Raw genomic sequence first — 20,875 nt, 5'->3', positions numbered from 1 at the left:
ATTGACGAAACGTGTCCTCTTTCTGATCTCCGATACGGGCGGAGGCCATCGCGCCGGTGCACAGGCCATCGGCGCCGCCCTTGACGAGATCGAAGGAGCGACCCGCTTCGAGTGGCGGATCGACGATATCGCCACCCACTGCACGTTCCCGCTTTCCAAATTGGGGCCGGCGTATAGCGCGGCCCTTCGCTACGCGCCCCCCATCTACGGCGCGCTCTATCACGCCACCAACGGCCGCCGCCGGTACCGCACGATCGTGCGGTTCTGCGAGCCGCTCTACCGCGAACGGCTGCGCGAGGTCTTCACGCAGTACCAGCCCGACGTCATCGTCTCGGTCCACCCGCTGCTCAACCACGCCGCCCTGCGCGCGCGGGCCGACGCCGGGATGCAGGCCGTCCCGATCGTCACCGTCATCACCGACCTCGGGCGCGTCCACGAAGGCTGGCTCCTCCCCGAAGCCGACTTGACCGTCGTCCCCGCGCGCGAAGTCTACCAGCGTGCGCTCGACCGCGGCGTCCCGCCCGAGCGGCTCCGGCTCCTCGGCCACCCGATCCATCCGCGCTTCGAAGACGTCTCGGCGACCAAGAGCGAGCTGCGCAAGAAACTCGGCCTCCCGATCGACGGGACGATCTGTCTGCTGATGGCCGGCGGCGAGGGCGGGGGCAAACTGCTCCCCACGACGATGGGCTTGGCGAAAGCCGGACTCGACTACCACTTGGTCGTCGTCACCGGCCGCAACGCCGCCCTCAAGGCGAAGCTCGAAGAACTTGCCCCCAGCCTGCCGACGCCGATGACGGTCCTGGGCTTCCGCAACGACGTTCCGGAGCTGATGCGCGCCGCCGACCTGCTCGTCACCAAGGCGGGTCCGGGGACGATCGCGGAGGCGTCGGTCGCCGAAGTCCCGGTCGTCGTCTACGATTACGTCCCTGGACAGGAGCGCGGCAACCTCGACTACGTGCGCACCAACGGGATCGGCGTGGTCGCGCTGACGACCGCCGAGGTGGTGCAGTCGGTCGCGCGGATCGTCCACAGCCAGGAACGCCTGGCGAAGATGCGCGCCCAGCAGACGGCGGTCGCGCCGCGCGGCTCATCGCGCCGTATCGCCGAACTGATCGCGCAGATCGCCCGCGTCGGGCGGCGCGTCATCCCCGCCGCCGGGTAGCGTGACGGCAGGAATCCTCACCGTCGACGTTCCGCCGGCGGTCCTCGAAACGGTCGTGGCGACGCGTCGCGACCTCCACGCGCATCCCGAACTCGGCTTCGAGGAAGAGCGCACGTCGGCGGTCGTCGCCGAGCGTCTGCGCGGCCTCGGCCTCGAGGTCCACACGGGGATCGGCAAGACCGGCGTCGTCGGCGTCCTGCGCGGCAGCGCACCGGGGAAGACGGTCATGCTGCGCGCCGACATGGACGCGCTTCCGCTCGAGGAGGAGAACGAGGTTTCGTACCGGTCGCAGACGCCGGTGCGCATGCACGCGTGCGGACACGATGGACACGTCGCGATGCTGCTCGGCGCCGCCGAACTCGTCGTGCGGCGCCGCGACGAGGTTGCCGGAACGATCTGTTTCCTCTTCCAGCCGGCCGAAGAAGGCAAGGGCGGCGCGAAGGCGATGATCGAGGACGGCGTCCTCGAACGCTTCGGGATCGAGCGCGCCTACGGTCTCCACCTGGCGTCATCGCAGCCCGCCGGGATCGTCGGCTTTCGCGAAGGGCTGTTCTACGCGTCGAGCGACTCGATCGAGATCACCATCGAGGGTAAGGGCGGACACGGCGCCGCGCCCCACCTCTCGGTCGATCCCGTCTACGTCGCCTCGCAGTTCGTCGTCGCGGTGCAGCAGATCGTCTCGCGCAACATCGATCCGATCGAGCCCGCGGTCGTCACGATCGGCGCGTTCAACGGCGGAACGACGCACAACGTCATCCCGAGCCGTGTCCGCCTGCTCGGCACCGTGCGCGCGTTCGATCCCGGCGTGCGGGCGGCGATGGCGGAGCGCATCGAACGCGTGCTGCGCGGGATCTGCGAGAGTTCCGGCGCGACGTACGAATTCACGTATCTGTGGCGCTATCCGGTGACTTCGAACGACGTCGAGCAGACTCGCTACGTGCGCGCGCTCGGCGAGCGGATCGTCGGTGCAGAGCGTTGTGCCGACGTTCCGCGGCTGATGGGTGCGGAAGACTTCTCGTTCTTCGCCGAGCGCGTTTCCGCGTGTTTCTTCACCATCGGTTCGAACGGCGGCCCCGAGAGTTCGTGGCCTCACCATCACGCGCGCTTCAACATCGACGAGTCGGCGCTCGCCGCCGGCGTCACGATGATGACCGCGCTCGCGCTGGACGCACCGCAGCACGCCCCGTGAGCGCACTCGTCCGCGCGGCGTCGGCGGACGATCTGGCAGCGCTCGAACCGATCCTGCCGGCATTTCTCGCGCCGCCGCACAAACGCGGGCGGCTGCTGCGCGCGCTCGCCGCAGGCGACGTGTACGTCGCGGAAGACGGCGGTGCGATCGTCGGCTTCAGCTGGCTGACCGAGTTCTTCGCGCACACGTTCGTGAACGCGCTCGCGGTTGCGGCGGAGCGGCGGCGCAGCGGCTACGCCGGCGACCTGCTCGCGCACGCGGCGACACGCGCCGTCAGCAACCGAATCTTCACCTCGACGAATCGCTCCAACGCGGCGATGCACGCGGTGCTGTCGCGATACGGCTGGACACGCTGCGGCGAAGTCGATCACCTCGATCCCGGCGATCCTGAAGTCTTCTACGTACGATATCTCTCCGGTTGAGGCGTCCAACGGAGACGGACGGCGCGTTCTCGTACCGCAGTTCTGCTCGCTCGACGAAGCTTTTCTGGTGGCCTTTTCGTCCTCGATCGTCCGGCGCATGGCGGTCGCTCTCGGCGTCATGTTCCTCGCCGCATGCAACAACGGCACCGTCACGCCGCCGCCGTTCGCAACCGGGTCGGCGACGGCGCTGGCCCGGGCGGTACACGACTCCCCCGATGCCCGGCCCGTCGACCTCTACGCCTACCCATTGGGCAGCACGCGTCCGTCGTCGCCGACCGTCGCAGCCGCGGCGTATCCGCCGATCACCGGCTACCTCAACGTCCCCGTCGGAACCTACACGATCGACGTCATCGGCCGGCCGGCGCCGCGAGCACGACCGCTCCGGCGCATCGGAGAACGTGACGGTCGCTGCGCAGACGGCGTACAGCGTCGTTGTCGGCGGCAAGGTCGCTGCGAAGACGCTGCAGTTCGCGAACTTCGTCGAGCCGGCGGAGACGGCGGGCCAGATCGCGCTCCTCGTCCATCATGCCTCGCCGATCGTGCAGGGCGCGCTCGCGGCCCCCGTCATCGTCGGCGACTACGACGCGTCGGCGGCCGTGCCGGCCTCGCCGACGACCGTCTTCGCCTTCTCGCTGACCTCCGGCGTCAGCGGCCCCGCCGCGAGCGGAGCGGCGACCGGCGGCGCGTTCTTCCTCTCGCCGCTGCCGGGCGGTCTACCGGCGGCGATCGGCTTTGCGGCCGGCGCACCGGCGTCGAGCACGACGTTCAAGCCGCTCGTGACGGCGACCCCGTCGCAGCCGGCTTCCGGGCTGAAGAACCCGACGGCATCCGAGCAGGCCCTGGCGGCCGACTTCTCGTCCGCCGTTCGGCCGGGGCGCACCTCTCGATCTCGAATAGCCGCTACAACGCGGCTTGACGCTCGCGCACCTCTCCGGGTGGGCGCGCGGCCGGGTAGCGCGCCCCCAAGATCTCCCGCAGGGTCGTCTTGCAGCCGCAGGAGCGGCTCGGCGAGCCGCGCCCGAGCAGGAGGGCCCGGCATCCGTCCAGGTGGTGGAGTGAGGCCCGGTGGCCGCAGTCCTCACAGGTCGGGGGCAGCATCGCCGCCACGTCACGTTCGTTCACGCAATCAGCGTAGTGGGCCGACGTTACGGGCGGTTTACGTTCGCTTACGCAACGCTTACGGTTTCGGCAGACTGCGCGATGAGGCCGCCCCGCATTGCCGCGGTCGCCGCGCCGACGGCGCCGGCGTCGTTGCCGAGCGACGCCCGCACGATGCGGGTCGTCCCGGGCGGGACCATCGTCGTGCGCACGTCGACGAGCGGACGGACGCGGTCGAGCAGGAAGTCGCCGCCGCTCGAGACACCGCCGCCCAGCGCGATCACTTCGGGGTTCACGAACGCGATGACGTTGGCGAGTCCCAGCGCCAAGTCGTCGCAGAACGCGCCGAACGCGGCGAGCGCGTGCGGATCGCCCGCCTGCGCCGCTTTGCGGATCGCTTTCGATCCCAGTTTCTCGCGCGGCACGTCGAGCAGCGCGGAGCGCGGGAACGACGGCGCCGCGCGAAAGGCATGCCGGATCAATCCCGTTCCCGACGCTTGCGCTTCGAAACAGCCGACCTTTCCGCAGCCGCAGATGAACCCGCTGTCGGGCCGGATCTGGTGGTGACCGAACTCGCCGGCGCCCATCTGATAACCGAGCGCGAGGACGCCGCCGGCGACGACGCCGCCGCCGATCCCCGTCCCGAGCGTGAGCAGCGTGAAGTCCTTCGTGCCCGCGCCGACGCCGTGCACGTACTCGCCGAGCGTCGCGCAGCGCGCGTCGTTGCCGACGAAGATCTTGTATTTGGGGAACGCGGCGCGCACTCGCTCGCCGAGCGGGACGTGCGTCCACCCGAAATTCGGCGAGTAGCGGATCGTGCCGGTGATCGGGTCGACGTTGCCCGGCGAACCGATCCCGATACCGGCGACCTCGAATTTCGCCGCACCGATCGCCGCGTTGACGACCTCGGCGAGCGCATCGACGACGGCCGACGGTGCCCGGTCGTCGATGTCGCGCTCGTGTTTCGCTTGGATGCGCCCGTCTTCGTCGACCGCCGCCGCCATCACGTGCGAGCCGCCCAAATCGACGCCGATCGCTCCGCGCGCCACTAACGCGTTCCCATCCGCTTCGTCCGCATGCGCGCCGTTTCGCGGCGCGAGCGCCGCTCCCCGCCGGATGCGCGCGCGGCGCCCGGGTTCGCGGGACGGCATCGCGAAGATGCCGCGATGCAAGAGACGATCGATCTCATCGCCATGCGCGAGACGCGCAACCTTCGCCGATTCACGCGTGAGACCGGTCAACCCACCCGGCTCTCGGAACTCGATCTCGACCCGATGACGACGGTGCAGCAGATCGAAATCGACGAAGAACACGTCACGATCCAGTACAACAAGACGACGAAGCGCAGCTACAACGCGAACGAGATCAGCCACAAAGAGTGGGTCTACAAATACAACGACGACGCCGAGTTCGTCGAGGCGGTCCGGCGCGTGATCGAGCTCTCGCGCAAGCATCTCTACGATCTCCCGGAGAATGTTGCGTGCCCGCCGGGCTGCGCCGAATGCTGCAGCGGGTACGAGCCGTTCGTCTCGCGCGCCGACGTGCAGCGCATCGCCGACCATCTGCAGATGAGCTACGACGAAGCGTTCGCGGAGTACGTGATCCCGCGCGAATCCGCCGACGGCTCCTACGTCGGGTGGCTGCGCAAAGTGACCGACGACGTGGCCGACAAATGCGTCTTCCTCATGGGATCGCGCTCGGGCAAGTACTACTGCGGGATCTACGAAGCGCGCCCGCACGATTGCGCCGCGTTCACCCCCATCGGCTGCGACGACGTCGACACGGCCCTGCCGCGCGGCGGGAGGTATCAGGTCGGATCGCCGTTCCAGCCGAAACGCCGGCGCGTCAACGGCACGCCGGCAAAGCGGCTCTCCTGAGCGCAAGCCGCGAGCGCAGGCAACGCGCGGAGCAGGCGGGAAGGTCCTGCCTCCGTTCACCAAGCGTGACGTAGGAGATGAACCATGAACTCATCCGCATTCAGCGCCGCGCTCGTCGCGGCGATCGCCGCGACGGCGCTCGTCGCCGAAGCCGCTCCGATGACGATGATGACCAAGCCGCTCGCCGTGACGATGGCGGCGCAGAACGGCTCCGGGGAGACCGGCGCGGCGATGCTGCGCGACACCGCCCGGGGCCTCGTGGTCACCGTGCACCTCAAGAACGCCAAGGGCCCGCAGCCGATGCACCTGCACAAGGGCACGTGCGCCAAGCTCGACCCGAAGCCGGCCTACGCCCTGCACAACGTAGTCAACGGGATGTCCGTGACCACCGTCCCGGGCGTGACGATCGGGGAACTCCGCGGCAAGTTCGCGATCAACGCCCACAAGTCGACGACCGATATCGCGACGTACGTATCGTGCGGAGACGTCAAATAGCTCCGGTGGAGAACCGCACATGAAGACGCCGTCGCCGGGCCGAATGGCCCGAGACGCGCTTCATTATCAGGAGGTTATCTTGTCGCTGAAATTCGTGACCGCCGCGGCCCTTGCTGCCGCCGCGCTGACCGCAACGGCGGCCGGCGCTGCCACACCCATCCAGATTCCGATCCTCGCCCAGAACGGTTCCGGGGAACACGGCACCGCGACGCTGCTCCAGGGCGCGGCCGGCGTCATCGTCCGCCTCCGCATGAGCGGCGCGGGCGACGAGCCGCAGCCGGCGCACATCCACAAGGGCACCTGCGCGAAGCTCGATCCGAAGCCGACCTATCCGCTGCACAACGCGGTCAACGGCTTCTCCGAGACGACGGTGCCGAACACAACGCTCGCCGACCTGCAGAAGGGCGAATGGGCGATCAACGTCCACAAGTCGACGAAAGAAATCCCCGTCTATGTCGCCTGCGCCGACCTCGGCAAAAAGTAGCCACCCGCCGTTCAATGAAGGCGCCGCACACGTTGCGGCGCCTTCGCGTTTCGGCGTCCCGTCGCTCGACGAGATGCCCGACGACATCCGCGCGATCTGCGAGGAGACGCGCGCGAAGATCGGGTTCGTCCCCAACGTTTTCCTCGCGTACGCGAAGCGCCCCGAGCACTTCCGTGCGTTCATGCACTATCACGATCTGCTGATGAAAGGCCCGAGCGGCCTCTCACGTGCCGAACGCGAGGCGATCGTCGTGGCGGTCTCGGCGGAGAACGCGTGTCTGTACTGCGTGACCTCGCACGGCGCCGCGCTGCGCATCCTCGGCAAAGATCCGTTCGTCGCCGATCAGATCGCGGTGAACTGGCGCACCGCCGAGCTCTCGCCGCGCCTGCGCGCGATCCTCACGTTCGCGTCGCGCGTGAACGATCGCGGCTTCGCCGCGAGCGACAAGGAACTCGCGGAACTCAAAGCGCTCGGGCTCACCGACGACGACGCCTGGGACATCGCCGCGGTCGCGGCGTTCTTCGGATTTTCCAACCGCATGGCCGGTCTCATGGACATGCGACCGAACCCTCAATTCTACGCGATGGGGCGAGCAGCCGACGGGCGGTGACGGCGATGCCCTGACGGGGTAAGCGCAACGTCATGCGTTCACGCATTGCGATGATCGGCGCGGCCTTCGCCGCAATCGGACTCGGCGCTCCGGCGCTGGCACTCAACAACCCCTTGGTGGCACCCATCAGGCCGGTGAACGGCACCACCGTGCACGGCAACGTCACGCTCTTCCAGCTCGGCGGCAACGTGCAGGTGGGGCTCAACGTGACCGGCACGGGCGCCACGCCGTCGTCGGTCGACGTGCGCAAGGGCACCTGCTCGTCGTACGCGCAGGCCGCGAAGTGGCCGCTCGGCACCGCGCAGGAGACGCGCCTTCCCAACACCACGCTGCAGGCGCTCGTCGGCGACGTAGTGCTGATTCACAAGACGAGCGAAGAGACGTCGCCCGTCGTGGGGTGCGCGGCGATCAAAGGCTAGCGCGTTCGGCTAAAGGGACCTAGCGGCCACCAGCGTAGTGGGCCGCATGAAGGCTCTCGTTCGCGCCGCCGCGGCGCTCGTTACCGCGGCGGTGCTCGCTGCATCGCTGCTGCCCTCGCCCGCGCTGGCCGGCACCACCGGCACGATCGTCGGGCACGTCGTCGACCTCAACACGAACGCCGCGATCGCCGGCGCCAAGGTCACGGCCTCCTCGCCCTCGCAGACCGAGTCGTCGACGACCGATGCGAGCGGCGGGTTCCGGTTTCTTTCGCTTGCGCCCGACACGTACACCGTCGAGATCGCGCGCGACGGATACGACACGCTGACGCTCGCAGGGATCACGGTGCAGGCCGATCAGGCGCAGACGCTCAACCGCGCGCTCGCGCCGAAACTCAAGACGATCGGCAACGTGACGTCGCGTCGGGCGAGCGACCTGGTGAAATCGGGGACGACGAGCGACGTCTACTCGGTGAGCGGCGCGAACGCCGACGCCGCGGCCGCGCTCGGCGGTCCGGGCGGGTTGACGAACGCGTACTCCGCGATCCAGTCGGTCCCGGGAACGGTCGTGCAGGCGGGCCAGCAAGGCTGGTATCAGCAGCTCTCGATTCGCGGCGGCGACATCGATCAAGTCGGCTACGAACTCGACGGCATCCCCGTCAACCGCGTGTACGACAACGCGCCGCAAACGATGCTCTCCACGCTCGGCCAGCAAGAGCTGCAGGTGTATACCGGCGGCACGCCCGCGACGTCCGACGGACAAGGGCTCTCGGGCTACGTGAACCAGGTGATCCGCACCGGCACGTATCCGCTCTCGCTCACGGTGAACGCGGGCGTCGGCGCACCGGCGTTCTTCCATCGCCTCTCGGGCGAGGTCGGCGGGGCGACGAAAGACCGTCTCTTCACCTACTACGTCGGCGCGTCGGGCGCGAACTCCGACTATCGCTATCTCGACAACAACAACGGCGCGAGCGATCCGCGCTTCTTCTACCCGATCGCGTTTCCGTTCGGCGACAACTTCAACCGCTTCAACATCTACGACGGCTCGCCCAGCTACGTCTCCGGCAATCCGGCGACGCCCGGCGACGGGCTCTACTTCGCGCCCGGTCAGACGTACGCGATCTCGACGGTGAGCCAGCGCGACAACGTGATCAACCTGCACTGGGGGATCCCGCACAAGCACGGCGGGCTCAAGGACGACGTGCAGGCGCTCTACGTCACGAGCGAACTCTTCAACGCGTACTACAGCTCGGTCAACGATCAGGGCGGCCCCACGTACGTCGCGAACGCCCTCGCCGAAGGGAACGGCGGACCTGCGGCGACCGGACCGTACCAGGCGTTCTGGCACGACGGCTACGTGTACAACGGCCCGCTCTTCGCGGCGCCGAACGCTTCCGCCGTCGTCCCGTACTATTTCAACACCAGCCCCGCAAACCGTCCGTTCGGCGGCAACCTCTCCAACAGCGCGCGCGATACCAACGACAACGGCGTCGCCGTCGTCAAAGCGCAGTATCAGCACGCGATCAACGAACGCTCGTTCGTCCGGCTCTTCGGCTACTCGGTGTACTCGCGCTGGCTGATCGCCGGTCCCGCCAACCAGAATTTCACCTGCTGCTTCGGCGCCGAACTCAACGACTACGAGATCCCCAGCCACACTTACGGCGCGAGTATGCTGTACTCCAACCAGCTCACCGACAAACATCTGCTCACGTTCTCGGCGAACGAGAGCCAGACGAAGATCCAGCGCCGTTACTTCTACGCATTTCCCGGGAATCAAGGGCTGGGAACCGCGTTCACCAACCTGATCGATCCGCGCACCGCGGCGCAGACCGGAAACTGCTACGATCCGGGGACGGGCGGCTTCACCAGCTGCTTCAGCGGCGCGGGGACGACGCGCGGTACCTTCACCACGCCGACGCTTCCGATCGCCGCAGCGGCGTTCGCGAACGGCGCGAGCCCGCAGTGGCTCGTCACCGAGAACGGCCCGCTGGGACGCGTCAACAACGTCTCGCCGGTGTTCACCGCCGCGTCGCTGACCGACGTGTGGAACGCGACCGACAAGCTCACGCTCAACCTCGGCGTGCGCTTTGAGAACTACACGAACCGGCTCTCCGGCACGACGGCCGCGCCGATCGGCGGGAGTTCGCTCAACCGGGCGTTCTGGATCAAAGCCTACAACAACGAGTACTGCTTTAAGCCCGGCGTCTTCGGAGCGGTCAACGTCTCGAGCTCGCCGCCCGACGCGAACGGCGTGTTCGCGACGCCGGCGAACTGCGCCGCCGTCGGACCGGGCTACGTCCCGGCCAACTTCCGCAACAGCACGCTCGACAAGATTTCGAACAGCGTGGTCCAGCCGCGCCTCGCGTTCACCTACACGTTCAACCCCGATACGGTGGTGCGCGGCTCGTTCGGCGTGTACTCGCGTCCGGTCAACACCTCGTGGCTGCAGTACAACGACCTCAACGACCGCGACTGGACGAAGTACGCGGCATCGAACTTCCTGGGCTACGGCTTCAGCACGCCCGCCCACCAATTGCGGCCCGACACCTCGTACAACTACGACCTCTCCCTCGAGCAGCACATCCGCGGGACCGACACGTCGTTCAAGCTGACGCCGTTCTACCGCAGCACGCGCGATCAGCTCCAGGCGTTCCCGATCGGCGTCGGCGGGATCGTCAGCGGCTTCAACGTCGGGCATCAGACGTCGTACGGCGTCGAACTCGCGCTGCGCAAGGGCGACTTCGCGCGCGACGGCTTCGCCGGCCAGCTCGCGTACACGTACACGCACAGCCGGATCAAGTACGCGCAGTTCCCGTCGGGGACGAACGTGATCGACTCGATCAACCTGTACGTCAAGGACTACAACGCCTACACGTCGTTCTGCGGAACGCATCCCGCTGACCCGCGCTGCGGGACGACCGTCAGCGGCGGCGCGCCGGCGCCGTGCTACGACGCGGCGACGAACGGCCCGGTCGCGGCCGTCGGGGGCGCGTGCCCGGCGACGGCGACGGCGAACCCCTACTACAGCCAGCCGGTGCAGAACCTCTTCCCCGTCAACGCCGAGTACACGACCTACGATCAGATCCCGCAGCCGTTCGTCGGCGAGAACGGGTACGAAACGCCGCACGTGCTCTCGGCGATCGTGCAGTACAAGCACGGCAAGTTCGCGATCACGCCGAGCCTGACGTACACCTCCGGCGCGTCGTACGGTTCGCCGCTGAGCTATCCCGGCTACATCCCCGACGGCGGCTGCAAGATGCCGGGCGTTCCGTACACGTGCTCCGGGTTCACCAGCGCGAGCGGTTTCGGCCTCGATTACCTCTTCATCCCCAACGCCTTCACCGGTGCGTTCGACAACCTCGGCGCGTTCAAACAGCCCTCACGTCTCACGCTCAACCTCGCGACGTCGTTCGAAGCGAGCAAGAACGTGAAGCTGGTCGTCACGCTGACCGGGCTGATCGACAAGTGCTACCAGCGCGGCTACGCGTGGGACGACCCGAACATCTGCGTCTACTCGGAGCTGCCGTCGGGCGGCGCCGGGCTCGGACCGTCGGGGAACTTCATCCCGCTCGCGCAGACGCCGGTGCAGCTGCGCTATCCGTACGGCGACTTCAACAACAACCTCAATACCGGGAACGTCGGCGTGAAGATCCCGTTCCAGGCGGCCGTCGATCTGCGGATCAAACTCTGATCACTCCTGAGCGATTGAGCGGTCGAATGCGACCCGGATCCCTTCGCCGAGCAGGTTGAACGCGAGCAGGGTGACGACGATGAGCGCGCCGGGGGCGACGATGAGCCACGGCGCGTTCAAGCCGGCTTCACCGAGCGCATCCTGGAGCATGTTGCCCCAGGATGCGGTCGGAACTTGCACGCCCAGGCCCAAATAGGACAGACCGGCCTCGATCAGGATGTTGTCGCCGATCGCGAGCGCGGCGGCGACCGCGATCGGCGCCAGCGCGTTGGGCAGCAGATGGCGTGCGATGAGACGGACCGGACCGGCGCCGAGCGCGCGCGCGGCCTCGACGAAGTCGCGCTCGCGCAACGTGAGCACTTCGGCGCGGACGAGCCGCGCGACGCCCATCCACGACAGCAGACCGATGATGAGCACGATCAGCGCGACCGAGAAGCGGTTCGTCAGCGCTTCGACGGTGATGATCAGGAAGAACGTCGGGAACGAGAGCATCGCGTCGACGAAGCGCATCATCAGCGCGTCGACGCGTCCGCCCGCCAGTCCCGCGATCGCACCGTACAGCGATCCCAGCAGCATCGAGACGAGCATCGCGGTGACGCCGACCGTGAGCGAGATGCGCGCACCCTGCAGGGCGCGCGCGAGCTGATCGCGCCCCAGCACGTCGGTCCCGAACGGGTGCGCCGCCGACGGCGGCTGCGGCAGGCCGAGCACCGCGTGGTTCACGGCGCTCGGCGACGGCTGCCAGACCACGGGCCCCAGCAGGGCGGCGGCGACGATGACGATCAGCACCAGCGCCGCGGCGACGGCGGGCGGCTCGCGCACAAAGCGGCGCAGCAGTCCGCTCATTCGTACCGCACGCGCGGATCGAGCAGCGCGTAGGAGATGTCTGCGAGCAGGTTGCCGGCGATCACCAGCGCGGCGGAGATCAGCGTGATCCCCATGACCGTCGGATAGTCGCGCTGGAAGACCGCGTTCAGGCCGAGATAGCCCATCCCCGGCACCGAGAAGACGTACTCGACGAAGTAGGCGCCGCCGACCAGCGCGGGCAGGCTCAGCCCGAGCAGGGTGGCGATCGGGATGAGCGCGTTGCGCAGCGCGTGCGTATAGAGCACGCTGCGTTCGGAGAGTCCCTTGCTGCGAGCGGTGCGGATGTACGGCTGGCCGAGCACGTCGATCATCGTCGCGCGCTCGTAGCGCATCCACGACGCGAAGCCGACGACCGTCAGCGTCACGATCGGCAGGGCCAGATGCCACAGCCGGTCGAGCGGATCGCCCTCGCGGCCGAGCGACGACACGCCGGACGACGGAAACCAGCGCAGCTTCACCGCGAAGAGATCGATCAGCACGATCCCGAGCCAAAAGATCGGGACGCCGTACGCGGTGAACGCCAGCGCCGTAGCGCCGACGTCGAACGCGGAGTTGCGCTTGGCCGCCGCGGCGATGCCGAGCGGCAACGCGATCGCCAGCGTGAGGATCGTCGCGAGCACGATCAGTTCGAGCGTCACCGGCATCTTCTCGGCGATCCGTTCGAGGACGGGCCGGCCGTCGACGAACGAACGCCCGAGGCTGCCGTGCAGCACGAGTTCCTTGAGCCAGTAAAAGTACTGCACGTACCACGGCTTGTCCAAGCCGAGCGAGGCGGCGAACGCGGCGCGCGCCGCGGGGCTGAGCGCGCGGCCCTGCTGCGCGAGGATCCCCGCCGGGCCGCCGGGGGCCAGCCCCATCAGCGCGTACGACACGAACGAGACGAACAGCAGCAGCGGCAGCGCGCCGGCGACGCGGCGCACGATATACGCGGTCACGGGTCGAGCGTCCAGTCGGTGACGTTGGTGTAGAAGTACAAGCCCGGCATCAGCGGACCCGCGACGTGCACGCGCTTGCGGTACGCGGCGAGGTAGTTCTCGTTGTTTCCGAACAGGACGGGGATGTTCTGTGCGTTGCGCTCTTGCATGTCGTCGTAATAGCGGCGGCGCTTCACCGGATCGTTCGTGAGCAGCCCGGCTTCGACGTCGCGGTCGACCGCGGGATCGCGAAAGTAGCCGTAGTTGTTGCCCGTCGGCGGGATCTGTTTCGAGTCGAGCAGCGTCAGCTGATCGGGATCCGGCGCGCCGCCCCAGCCGGTCCATGCCAGATCGAACTTCGACGCGTTCGTCTCCTGGATGAACGTCGCGTAGTCGATCAGCCGCGGAGCGATGGCGATCCCGATCTGCCGCATATCGGCTTGAAACTCGGCGGCGATGTCGTTGTCGAGCGGACCCTGCGGCATCAGCACCGTGAACGAGAGGCGCACGCCGTTCTTGGCGCGGACGCCGTCCGCGCCGCGTGCCCAGCCGGCGCGGTCGAGCAGCGCGGCGGCGCGCGCGGGGTCGTACGGATACGGCTTCACCGCGTCGTCATGCCAGGGCGGCAGTCCGGCCGGGATCACCGACGACGCGACCGTCGCCGTGCCGTGGCGCAGGCCGCGCGCGATCCCTTCACGGTCCCACCCGTAGAGCATCGCGCGACGCACCGTCACGTCGTCGAGGCCGCGCACGTGGAAGTTGATCTGCATGAAGCGCGTGTAGAGGTCGGGGATGTTGACTTGGACGATCCCGGGATCGGTTCGCAGCCGCTCGGAGGCCTCGGCGCCGATCCCGTCGTCGACGTCGGCATCGCCGTTGAGCATCGCGTCGGTCGCGCCTTGCGCGTCGAGGATCACGCGCACGTCGATCTGGCGGACGCGCGGCGTCCCGCCCCACCAGAGCGGGTTCGCGCGCAGCAGGCACTCCTGGTCGTGCTGCCAGCGCACCAGCGCGTACGGGCCGGTGCCGATCGGGTGCTCGCCGAACGGCGTTGTGCGAATCTGCGCGTGCGGGATTCCGGCGAAGACGTGCGCCGGCATGATCCACTGCGACTGCAGCGCGTTGGCGACGAAGGTGGCGTTCGGCGAACTCAGCTCGAACCGCACCGTGCGCGGATCGGGGGCGACGACACGCTTGATGAACGCGTACTGCCCTTGATACGGCGAGCCCGTCTTGGGATCGATCAGCGCGTCGAACGTCCACACGACGTCGGCGGCCGAGAACGGCGTGCCGTCCGACCATCGCACGCCGCTGCGCAGGTGCACGGTCCACACCGTCCCGGCCGGATTGGACTCCCAGCGCAGCGCGAGCTTCGGCGTCGGCACGTAATTCGCGCCGGTACCCAGCAGGGTGTCGAAGATCAGGTTCTGATAGAGAAACGCGTAGTACTGGTTGGTGAGCAGCGGTTCGATCGAGCCGGCGTCACCGGCTTCGAGGATGACCAGCGTTGAGGGATCGTGCGCGGCGCTCCCCCGCGCCGCACAACCGCCCAGCGCGAGCAGGAGCAGCGCGCACACAAACGCTCTCACCGGGTCGCGATGCACTCCGCGAACGTCGCCGGGTCGACGTTGCCGCCGCTGATCGTCACGCCGACCCGCGCGCCGCGCACGTCGACGCGGCCGGCGAGCAGGGCGGCGAGCGCCGACGCGCCGCTCGGCTCGACGACGAGCTTCAGCCGCTCGAACGCGAAGCGCATCGCGTCGCGAATTTCGTCGTCGCTGACGGTGACGATCCCCTCGGCGAGCCGGCGGACGATCGGCCACGTCAGCTCGCCCGGAGCCTGCGTCTGCTGGCCGTCGGCGATCGTCTTGGGAACCGGAATCGAGACGATGCGGCCGCCCTGCCACGAACGCACCCAGTCGTCACCGGCTTCGGGCTCGACGCCGTAGATCCGCACGCCCGGCGAGAGCGCGCACGCGGCGAGACACGAACCGGCCAGTAGTCCGCCGCCGCCCAAACACACGAAGAGCACGTCGAGCGGTCCCGCGTCTTCGATCAGTTCGAGCACCACGGTTCCCTGGCCGGCGATGATCGCGGGATCGTCGTACGGCGGGACGAGCGTCGCGCCGCGTTCGTTCGCGATCGACGCGGCGAGTTCGGCACGATTCATCCGCTCGCGATCGTAGAACACGACCTCGGCGCCGTACCCCCGCGTCGCCGCGAGCTTCGCGGCCGGCGCGTCCGACGGCATGACGATCGCCGCCGGGACCTCGAGCAGTTTCGCCGCGAGCGCGACGCCTTGCGCGTGATTGCCGCTCGAGAACGCGACCACGCCGCCCGCGCGCTGATCGGGCGTGAGCTGCGCGAGGCGATTGTAGGCGCCGCGGAACTTGAACGCGCCCATCCGCTGAAAGTTTTCCGCTTTGAGATACACGCGGCCGCCGGTCCGTTCGTCGAGAGTGCGCGACGCGATCACCGGCGTGCGGTGGGCGGTCCCGCGCAGGCGCTGCGCCGCGCGCCGCACGTCGTCGAACGACGCGGCGTGCGCGACCTCGCCGATCACGTCTTCGGCACCGGCGCGTCGTAGCGGAAGCGGAAGACCTTGTTTTGCGGATCGAACTGCAGCTTCTCGTGGACGGTGCCCTTCTCGAAGGTGACGTCGAACTCGTGGACGCGCGGCGTGGTGTCGTTCGTCGGCGTCTCCTTCACGCGCTTGATCTTCCCCAGCGGCCCGAACGCATCGGCGCCGCGCCCGAGCCGGCCGTGCGTCGTATCGGCGGCGGTCTGACTGTTCTCGAGTTTCTGCACCGCCGCGAGGTCGTTGTTCTGCACCGCCTGGGTGAACTGGTGCGCGATCTTCTCGTACGTGTTCTCGCCGCCCGCGCACGCGCGCAGGACGAGCGCGACGACGACGACCACGAGGGCGAGGATCAGGATCGAGTTCTGCCGCGCGCGCGGCGGCGGGGTCACGTTGCGCAGACCCGGCGCCGGCGCGCTCACGCGCCCACCTCGGCGAGTTCGCGCGCGCCGAACGCCTCGAAGCGCAGCCCGGGATTCCACTGCTGGACCAGACCGATCCCCCACTCGCTCTCGAACAGCGCGATCGGTTTGCCGTCCCAGTCCTCGACGAGCCGCGCGCTCGACCCGAGCGTCGCGGCGCCGGGATTGTCGCCGGCGACACGGCGCGCCGTGGTGTACGGCAACGTCTGGAACGCGGTCTTCACGTTGTACTCCGACTCCAAGCGATACTTCACGACTTCGAACTGCAGGGCGCCGACTGCGGCGAGGATCGGCTCGATCCGCGTCTGCCCGAATGGATAGAAGACCTGGATCGCGCCCTCCTCGCGCAGCTGCGCGATCCCTTTCTGAAACGACTTGTAGCTCGCCGTGTCGATACTGCGCACCAGCGCGAAATGTTCCGGCTCGTACGCGGGGATCGGTTCGAAACGCACGCCGTCGCCCTCGGCGAGCGTGTCGCCGATCGCGAAGACGCCGGGGTTCGCGAGCCCCACGACGTCGCCGGCGAACGCGACGTCGACCGATTCTCGGTCGGAGGCGAACAGCTTCATCGCGCGGGTGAGACGCACGTCCTTCCCGGTGCGCACGTTGCGCACCGTCATGTCGCGCTCGAATTTGCCGCTGCACACGCGCAGGAAGGCGATGCGGTCGCGATGGCGCGGGTCCATGTTGGCCTGGATCTTGAAGACGAAGCCGCTGAACCTGCCGTCGGTCGGCTCGACGAGGTGCTTCGCGCTGTCGAGCCGGGGCGCGGGCGGCGGCCCCATCGTCACGAACGCGTCGAGGAAGAGCTCGACGCCGAAGTTGGTCACGGCGCTTCCGAAGAACACCGGCGTGACGTCGCCGCGCAGCATCGCATCGCGCTCGAACGCCGCGCCCGCGCCTTCGAGCAGGTCGAGCTGATCGAGGAACTCGCGATACGTGCGTTCGTCGACGAGCGCGGCGATCTTCGGGTCGCGCGGATCGGAAGCGGTGACCGGCGCGCGCTTCGCACCGTGCCGGGTGCGCTCGAAGACGTGCACGTCGCCCGACGCGCGGTCGTAGACACCGCGGAACGTCTCGCCGTTGCCGAGCGGCCAGTTCATCGGATAGGCGCCGATCCCGAGCACGTTCTCGAGTTCGTCGAGGAGTTCGAGCGGATCGCGGCTGGGCCGGTCCATCTTGTTGATGAACGTGAAGAGCGGGATGCGCCGCGCGCGGCAGATCGCAAATAGCTTGCGGGTCTGCGGCTCGACGCCTTTGGCGGCGTCGATCAGCATCACCGCGGCGTCGGCGGCGAGCAGCGTGCGGTACGTGTCTTCGCCGAAATCCTGGTGGCCCGGGGTGTCGAGCAGGTTCATCGTGTGGTCGCGATAGGGGAACTGCAGGACCGTCGAGGTGATCGAGATCCCGCGTTCGCGTTCCAGCTCCATCCAATCGGAGGTCGCCGCGCGGGCGCGCCGGCGGGCGGCCACCTGACCGGCGGTGACGATCGCCCCGCCGTACAGGAGCAGTTTCTCGGTCAGCGTCGTCTTGCCGGCGTCGGGGTGCGAGATGATCGCAAACGTCCGCCTGCGAGCGACTTCCTCGCGCAGGTCCATCAGCGACGAGGTTCGAGCGCTCCCTCCCCGCGCCTTCGCGCCGGTCACCTCAGGGTGACGGGGAGGCGATTGTAGACGCGGAGTTCGGCGCGGCCGGCGTGCGTGTGAAAGAGCGTGAGGCCCTTTGGCGTGTCGTAGAGCGCGGCGTCGGGCGGTACGCGCAGGCGGTCGCCGTCGCGTTCGATCGTGACGTCGTGCGCTCCGACGACGAGCGTACAGTTGCCGCTGTGCAGGCGCGTGCCGGGGGCGACCCGTTCGCGTGCCGGCGGCACGTCGAACGCGAGCTGCAGCGCCGTCCCCGTCAGCGACGACTGTTGGGCGAAACACGACGGCAGCGCGCTGAGCACCCACGGTCCGTCGCCGGCGAACGTCTGCGCGGGCGGCGGCACGCCGTCGCGCTGCGCGCCCGCTGGCGACGGCGGTGCCCCGGCGCCGGCGCGCACCTCGAAGTCGCGCAGCGTCGCGACGCGCCGCGCGAACACGATGCACCCGAACGCGACGACGATGATCGTCGCGATCAGGTAGTAGCGGGCCATCCCGTCAGGCCGCAGGTTCCTCGACGCCGGCGAAGGACGGCGCGAGCTCGAGCCGCGCGCGGCCGATGCGCGCATCGGCCATTCCGTAGAAGAATTCGTAGCGGCGCTCGCCGATCGTTTCGATCGCGGTCGGGAAGACGACGTTGTTCACGATCCCGTGCGTCTCGTCGGCGCCTTCGGGAACCATCACCGGCGTCTGCGAGCGGTAGCGCACGATGTGCGGACGCTCCGCATCGTGCACGACGAAACCCGCGCTGTACTGCATCGTGTAGTGGCCGTCGCCCACGTCTTTCGCGTCGACGCCGTGAACGATCGAAAACCAGCCTTCGGCGACGCGCACCGGCGGGGTTCCCGCGCCGGTCTTGATGCGGCACCATGGCGAGTCGGGGATTAGCACGAGCGCGCTCTCGCGCACGTCGAGCAGGTTTCGGATATCGCGCTGCACCGGTTCGAGCGGGATGTACGCGATGCGCGTGCACTCGCGCTCTTCGGGCCGCAGATCGAGCAGGGTCGGGATCGCCCCGCGTCCGTCCATCGTCGAGAGCCGCAGCATCGGCCGATGGTAGAGCGCGATCGAGCGCACGCCGTCGGGCGAGAGCACCGGCTCGGGGAAGAAGACGCCGTCTTTGTCGTCGCCCTGATGCAGGCCGGCGGCGAAGCGCACCAAGCCGAGCCGTTCCCACCGGTAGCCGTCCTGCGAGAGCGCGACGGCGATGCGCGGACCGTCGGGACCGAACGCCGTGTACGCCATCGCGTAGCGATCGAGCACCGGGATGAACGTCACGCGCGGATCTTCGCAGCCCATCCCGCCGGGCGCGGTGCGCACTTCGTACGGAGCCGACGGTTCGAGCGCGAAGCCGCGGCGCGCGAACTGCAGGTCGTCGCCGTGACGCTCGCCGACGCAGAGGCCGACCCGCGAGACGTTGCCCTGCGCCACCGCGCGCGGATACAGCAGCAGCGTCCCGTCGCGCGTGGTGGCGCTCGCCGGGTTGAGGACGCCTTCGATCTCTTCGGGCGATCCGTCAGGGCTCAGCACGATCCCCAGCCGGGTGATCGTGCCGTCGAACCGCGCCAGGGCGTCGAGCATCATGTGCAAGCAAAACCTATCACGAACTCGTGCGGGCTGATCCCCGCGCGGGCGGCAAGCGTATCGACGTCGTCGTCGGCGCCGACGAGCACCTGCGGGTCGTTTCCGTCGGACGTTGCCCGCGCGGTGTACTGCATACCTACCGAAAGGATATCGGCAGTCCCGGCCAGCGCTTTCGGGAATCCGTCACCGTAACCGCAACGCAGGACGACGGCCGAAAGATGCGGCGGCAGCGGGACGTCGCCGTAGCCCGCCCAACTCGTGCTCCCGGGCACAAGCCGGCGCACGACCGGCGCGTGCACGCGGATCGCGCACCGGACCGCGACCCCGCAGCCCATCCGCGCGCCGAACAGCCCGGCCCCGATCCGCAGACGGTCGAACGCGATCGGCGCCGCGGCCGACGCCGTGCTCGCGGCGTCAACCGACGCGACCGGGACGCCGGCGTCCTCGAAGGCCCGGCGCGCGGCGGCGAACTCGCGCAGGATCGTGCCGGCGCGCGCGGGCGAGGTGACGTGCGTCCACAGCTCCACCGCGAGGCCTGCGCCCGCGAGCGAGGCGGCGAACGCTCCCGCGTCGGGCGCGCGGATCGCCGCCCACAGGCTGCTGTCCACGATCCCGACCCGGACCGCGAACGGGCCGCGCCGCGCGGCTTCGACACGCGCCTCGGCGACCGCGCCGGCGGTGCTCACGTTGGGGATCCCGCCCAAGTCGAGGATCCGGGCCAGCATCCCCGGCGGCGCGTCGGCGAGGAGACGGATCGGACGACCGGTCGCCGGCCGGAGCGCAGCGAGTTCCACGTCGTCGGCGACGACGTACGATTCCACGACGTCGTCGAGCTCGCGAGCGAGCGCACGCGCTCCCCAGCCGTAGCCGTCGCGCTTCACGACCGCGGCGACCGGCGCGCCGAGCGCCGCGAACGCGGCGGCGTTGGCGCGCAGCGTCGGGCCGTCGAGCCGAATCTCGGGACTCAACGCAGCGTCGTCGTGGCGATCGTTTCGCCCGAGGGGGAAACCACCTCGACCTTCGCCCCGGGCCGGTACACGGCGTTCGGGACGATCCACATCGTGAACGTGCGGTACTCCCTGGGCGCCGGCTCCCCGCCGTCGAGCGGGCCGCGCTCGAACGCGACGATCCGGACGCGGTCGCTGTTGGCCCGGATCGACTCGACGATCTGGCTCCAGCCCGTCTCCTTGTGCGGCCCCATCAGGAGCAGGACCGCGAACTCCTTGCGGAAATCGACCGGCGCCGCGACCCCGAGGCTCTCAAGGGTGCGCTTGTCCCGCACGACGGTCACCTCGCGGCCTCCGGAGATCGGAGTCGTGCCGGACTTCTGCTGGTTGACGCGCACCTCTCGACAGCCGGTGAGAACGGCGGCCATCATCAGGGCGACGAAAATTCGCCGCATCGAGGACCGACCGTTCGACGGTTG

The 20,875-nt window shown here is 68.8% G+C and carries 22 protein-coding genes; 9 read left to right on the top strand and 13 right to left on the bottom strand.

Going from position 1 to position 20,875, the window contains the following annotated elements:
- The first annotated feature begins 1 nt into the window (after position 1).
- The 3 genes from WPS_RS02040 to WPS_RS02030 are packed head-to-tail and all read left to right on the top strand — an operon-like array spanning position 2 to position 2,773.
- Positions 2 to 1,162, top strand: coding sequence for an MGDG synthase family glycosyltransferase (locus tag WPS_RS02040; protein WP_317996201.1), 1,161 nt, complete (start codon positions 2 to 4; stop codon positions 1,160 to 1,162).
- A gap of 1 nt (position 1,163) precedes the next feature.
- Entirely contained in the window at positions 1,164 to 2,351 is a 1,188-nt protein-coding gene (locus WPS_RS02035; RefSeq protein WP_317996200.1) for a M20 metallopeptidase family protein, read from the top strand.
- Positions 2,348 to 2,773 (top strand): GNAT family N-acetyltransferase, encoded by a 426-nt coding sequence (locus WPS_RS02030; protein WP_317996199.1) that lies wholly within the window; start codon positions 2,348 to 2,350, stop codon positions 2,771 to 2,773. Before WPS_RS02035 ends, WPS_RS02030 begins: the two co-directional genes overlap by 4 nt.
- A gap of 347 nt (positions 2,774 to 3,120) precedes the next feature.
- Here WPS_RS02030 and WPS_RS02025 read toward each other — a convergent pair whose 3' ends face one another.
- From WPS_RS02025 to WPS_RS02015, 3 genes are all read right to left on the bottom strand, one after another.
- Positions 3,121 to 3,300, bottom strand: a complete 180-nt coding sequence (locus WPS_RS02025) for a hypothetical protein (protein WP_317996198.1) — start codon at positions 3,298 to 3,300, stop codon at positions 3,121 to 3,123.
- A gap of 50 nt (positions 3,301 to 3,350) precedes the next feature.
- Positions 3,351 to 3,653, bottom strand: coding sequence for a hypothetical protein (locus WPS_RS02020; RefSeq protein WP_317996197.1), 303 nt, complete (start codon positions 3,651 to 3,653; stop codon positions 3,351 to 3,353).
- A gap of 286 nt (positions 3,654 to 3,939) precedes the next feature.
- Positions 3,940 to 4,920 carry an ROK family protein gene (locus tag WPS_RS02015; RefSeq protein WP_317996196.1) on the bottom strand — a complete coding sequence of 327 codons (981 nt, stop codon included), beginning with the start codon at positions 4,918 to 4,920 and terminating at the stop codon, positions 3,940 to 3,942.
- Between the two features lie 117 nt (positions 4,921 to 5,037).
- On the opposite strand from WPS_RS02015, the gene WPS_RS02010 reads away from it, so the two are divergent.
- From WPS_RS02010 to WPS_RS01985, 6 genes are all read left to right on the top strand, one after another.
- The gene (locus WPS_RS02010) at positions 5,038 to 5,748 is read left to right on the top strand and encodes a YkgJ family cysteine cluster protein (protein ID WP_317996195.1); all 711 of its coding nucleotides are present in this window, start codon (positions 5,038 to 5,040) and stop codon (positions 5,746 to 5,748) included.
- Between the two features lie 84 nt (positions 5,749 to 5,832).
- Positions 5,833 to 6,243 carry a hypothetical protein gene (locus WPS_RS02005; protein ID WP_317996194.1) on the top strand — a complete coding sequence of 137 codons (411 nt, stop codon included), beginning with the start codon at positions 5,833 to 5,835 and terminating at the stop codon, positions 6,241 to 6,243.
- A 19-nt stretch (positions 6,244 to 6,262) separates the two neighbouring features.
- The gene (locus WPS_RS02000) at positions 6,263 to 6,727 is read left to right on the top strand and encodes a hypothetical protein (RefSeq protein ID WP_317996193.1); all 465 of its coding nucleotides are present in this window, start codon (positions 6,263 to 6,265) and stop codon (positions 6,725 to 6,727) included.
- Positions 6,696 to 7,337, top strand: coding sequence for a peroxidase-related enzyme (locus tag WPS_RS01995; protein WP_317996192.1), 642 nt, complete (start codon positions 6,696 to 6,698; stop codon positions 7,335 to 7,337). The genes WPS_RS02000 and WPS_RS01995 overlap by 32 nt, the downstream gene beginning before the upstream one ends.
- Before the next feature lie 32 nt (positions 7,338 to 7,369).
- Entirely contained in the window at positions 7,370 to 7,756 is a 387-nt protein-coding gene (locus WPS_RS01990; protein ID WP_317996191.1) for a hypothetical protein, read from the top strand.
- Between the two features lie 46 nt (positions 7,757 to 7,802).
- Positions 7,803 to 11,444, top strand: coding sequence for a TonB-dependent receptor (locus tag WPS_RS01985; protein ID WP_317996190.1), 3,642 nt, complete (start codon positions 7,803 to 7,805; stop codon positions 11,442 to 11,444).
- On the opposite strand, the gene WPS_RS01980 is transcribed toward WPS_RS01985, so the two are convergent.
- The 10 genes from WPS_RS01980 to WPS_RS01935 are packed head-to-tail and all read right to left on the bottom strand — an operon-like array spanning position 11,445 to position 20,851.
- Positions 11,445 to 12,290 carry an ABC transporter permease gene (locus tag WPS_RS01980; RefSeq protein ID WP_317996189.1) on the bottom strand — a complete coding sequence of 282 codons (846 nt, stop codon included), beginning with the start codon at positions 12,288 to 12,290 and terminating at the stop codon, positions 11,445 to 11,447. It lies immediately after the preceding gene.
- The gene (locus WPS_RS01975) at positions 12,287 to 13,246 is read right to left on the bottom strand and encodes an ABC transporter permease (RefSeq protein ID WP_317996188.1); all 960 of its coding nucleotides are present in this window, start codon (positions 13,244 to 13,246) and stop codon (positions 12,287 to 12,289) included. Before WPS_RS01975 ends, WPS_RS01980 begins: the two co-directional genes overlap by 4 nt.
- On the bottom strand, positions 13,243 to 14,814 hold the full coding sequence (locus WPS_RS01970; protein WP_317996187.1) for an ABC transporter substrate-binding protein: 1,572 nt from the start codon (positions 14,812 to 14,814) through the stop codon (positions 13,243 to 13,245). Before WPS_RS01970 ends, WPS_RS01975 begins: the two co-directional genes overlap by 4 nt.
- A complete protein-coding gene (locus WPS_RS01965; RefSeq protein WP_317996186.1) occupies positions 14,811 to 15,788 on the bottom strand; it encodes a threo-3-hydroxy-L-aspartate ammonia-lyase in 978 nt (325 codons plus the stop codon). Before WPS_RS01965 ends, WPS_RS01970 begins: the two co-directional genes overlap by 4 nt.
- On the bottom strand, positions 15,785 to 16,225 hold the full coding sequence (locus WPS_RS01960; protein ID WP_317996185.1) for a hypothetical protein: 441 nt from the start codon (positions 16,223 to 16,225) through the stop codon (positions 15,785 to 15,787). The genes WPS_RS01965 and WPS_RS01960 overlap by 4 nt, the downstream gene beginning before the upstream one ends.
- On the bottom strand, positions 16,222 to 17,823 hold the full coding sequence (locus WPS_RS01955) for a peptide chain release factor 3 (RefSeq protein WP_317996184.1): 1,602 nt from the start codon (positions 17,821 to 17,823) through the stop codon (positions 16,222 to 16,224). The genes WPS_RS01960 and WPS_RS01955 overlap by 4 nt, the downstream gene beginning before the upstream one ends.
- Before the next feature lie 44 nt (positions 17,824 to 17,867).
- Positions 17,868 to 18,359 (bottom strand): hypothetical protein, encoded by a 492-nt coding sequence (locus WPS_RS01950; RefSeq protein ID WP_317996183.1) that lies wholly within the window; start codon positions 18,357 to 18,359, stop codon positions 17,868 to 17,870.
- 4 nt (positions 18,360 to 18,363) lie between these two features.
- A complete protein-coding gene (locus WPS_RS01945; protein ID WP_317996182.1) occupies positions 18,364 to 19,449 on the bottom strand; it encodes a glycoside hydrolase family 130 protein in 1,086 nt (361 codons plus the stop codon).
- A complete protein-coding gene (locus WPS_RS01940) occupies positions 19,446 to 20,417 on the bottom strand; it encodes an alanine racemase (protein ID WP_317996181.1) in 972 nt (323 codons plus the stop codon). Before WPS_RS01940 ends, WPS_RS01945 begins: the two co-directional genes overlap by 4 nt.
- Positions 20,414 to 20,851 (bottom strand): hypothetical protein, encoded by a 438-nt coding sequence (locus WPS_RS01935; protein WP_317996180.1) that lies wholly within the window; start codon positions 20,849 to 20,851, stop codon positions 20,414 to 20,416. The genes WPS_RS01940 and WPS_RS01935 overlap by 4 nt, the downstream gene beginning before the upstream one ends.
- Positions 20,852 to 20,875: the final 24 nt, after the last annotated feature.

This window comes from Vulcanimicrobium alpinum (assembly GCF_027923555.1).
GTDB classification, from domain to species: Bacteria; Vulcanimicrobiota; Vulcanimicrobiia; order Vulcanimicrobiales; family Vulcanimicrobiaceae; genus Vulcanimicrobium; species Vulcanimicrobium alpinum.
This window is presented reverse-complemented; position numbering and strand designations above follow the sequence as displayed.

Coding starts and splice junctions, on each gene's coding strand:
- WPS_RS01980 (WP_317996189.1), bottom strand. CDS start 12,290: ATGAGCGGACTGCTGCGCCGCTTTGTGCGCGAGCCGCCCGCCGTCGCC.
- WPS_RS01990 (WP_317996191.1), top strand. CDS start 7,370: ATGCGTTCACGCATTGCGATGATCGGCGCGGCCTTCGCCGCAATCGGA.
- WPS_RS02025 (WP_317996198.1), bottom strand. CDS start 3,300: ATGATGGACGAGGAGCGCGATCTGGCCCGCCGTCTCCGCCGGCTCGAC.
- WPS_RS01945 (WP_317996182.1), bottom strand. CDS start 19,449: ATGATGCTCGACGCCCTGGCGCGGTTCGACGGCACGATCACCCGGCTG.
- WPS_RS02000 (WP_317996193.1), top strand. CDS start 6,263: ATGAAGACGCCGTCGCCGGGCCGAATGGCCCGAGACGCGCTTCATTAT.
- WPS_RS02005 (WP_317996194.1), top strand. CDS start 5,833: ATGAACTCATCCGCATTCAGCGCCGCGCTCGTCGCGGCGATCGCCGCG.
- WPS_RS01950 (WP_317996183.1), bottom strand. CDS start 18,359: ATGGCCCGCTACTACCTGATCGCGACGATCATCGTCGTCGCGTTCGGG.
- WPS_RS01985 (WP_317996190.1), top strand. CDS start 7,803: ATGAAGGCTCTCGTTCGCGCCGCCGCGGCGCTCGTTACCGCGGCGGTG.
- WPS_RS01955 (WP_317996184.1), bottom strand. CDS start 17,823: ATGGACCTGCGCGAGGAAGTCGCTCGCAGGCGGACGTTTGCGATCATC.
- WPS_RS01995 (WP_317996192.1), top strand. CDS start 6,696: ATGTCGCCTGCGCCGACCTCGGCAAAAAGTAGCCACCCGCCGTTCAAT.
- WPS_RS02010 (WP_317996195.1), top strand. CDS start 5,038: ATGCAAGAGACGATCGATCTCATCGCCATGCGCGAGACGCGCAACCTT.
- WPS_RS01935 (WP_317996180.1), bottom strand. CDS start 20,851: ATGCGGCGAATTTTCGTCGCCCTGATGATGGCCGCCGTTCTCACCGGC.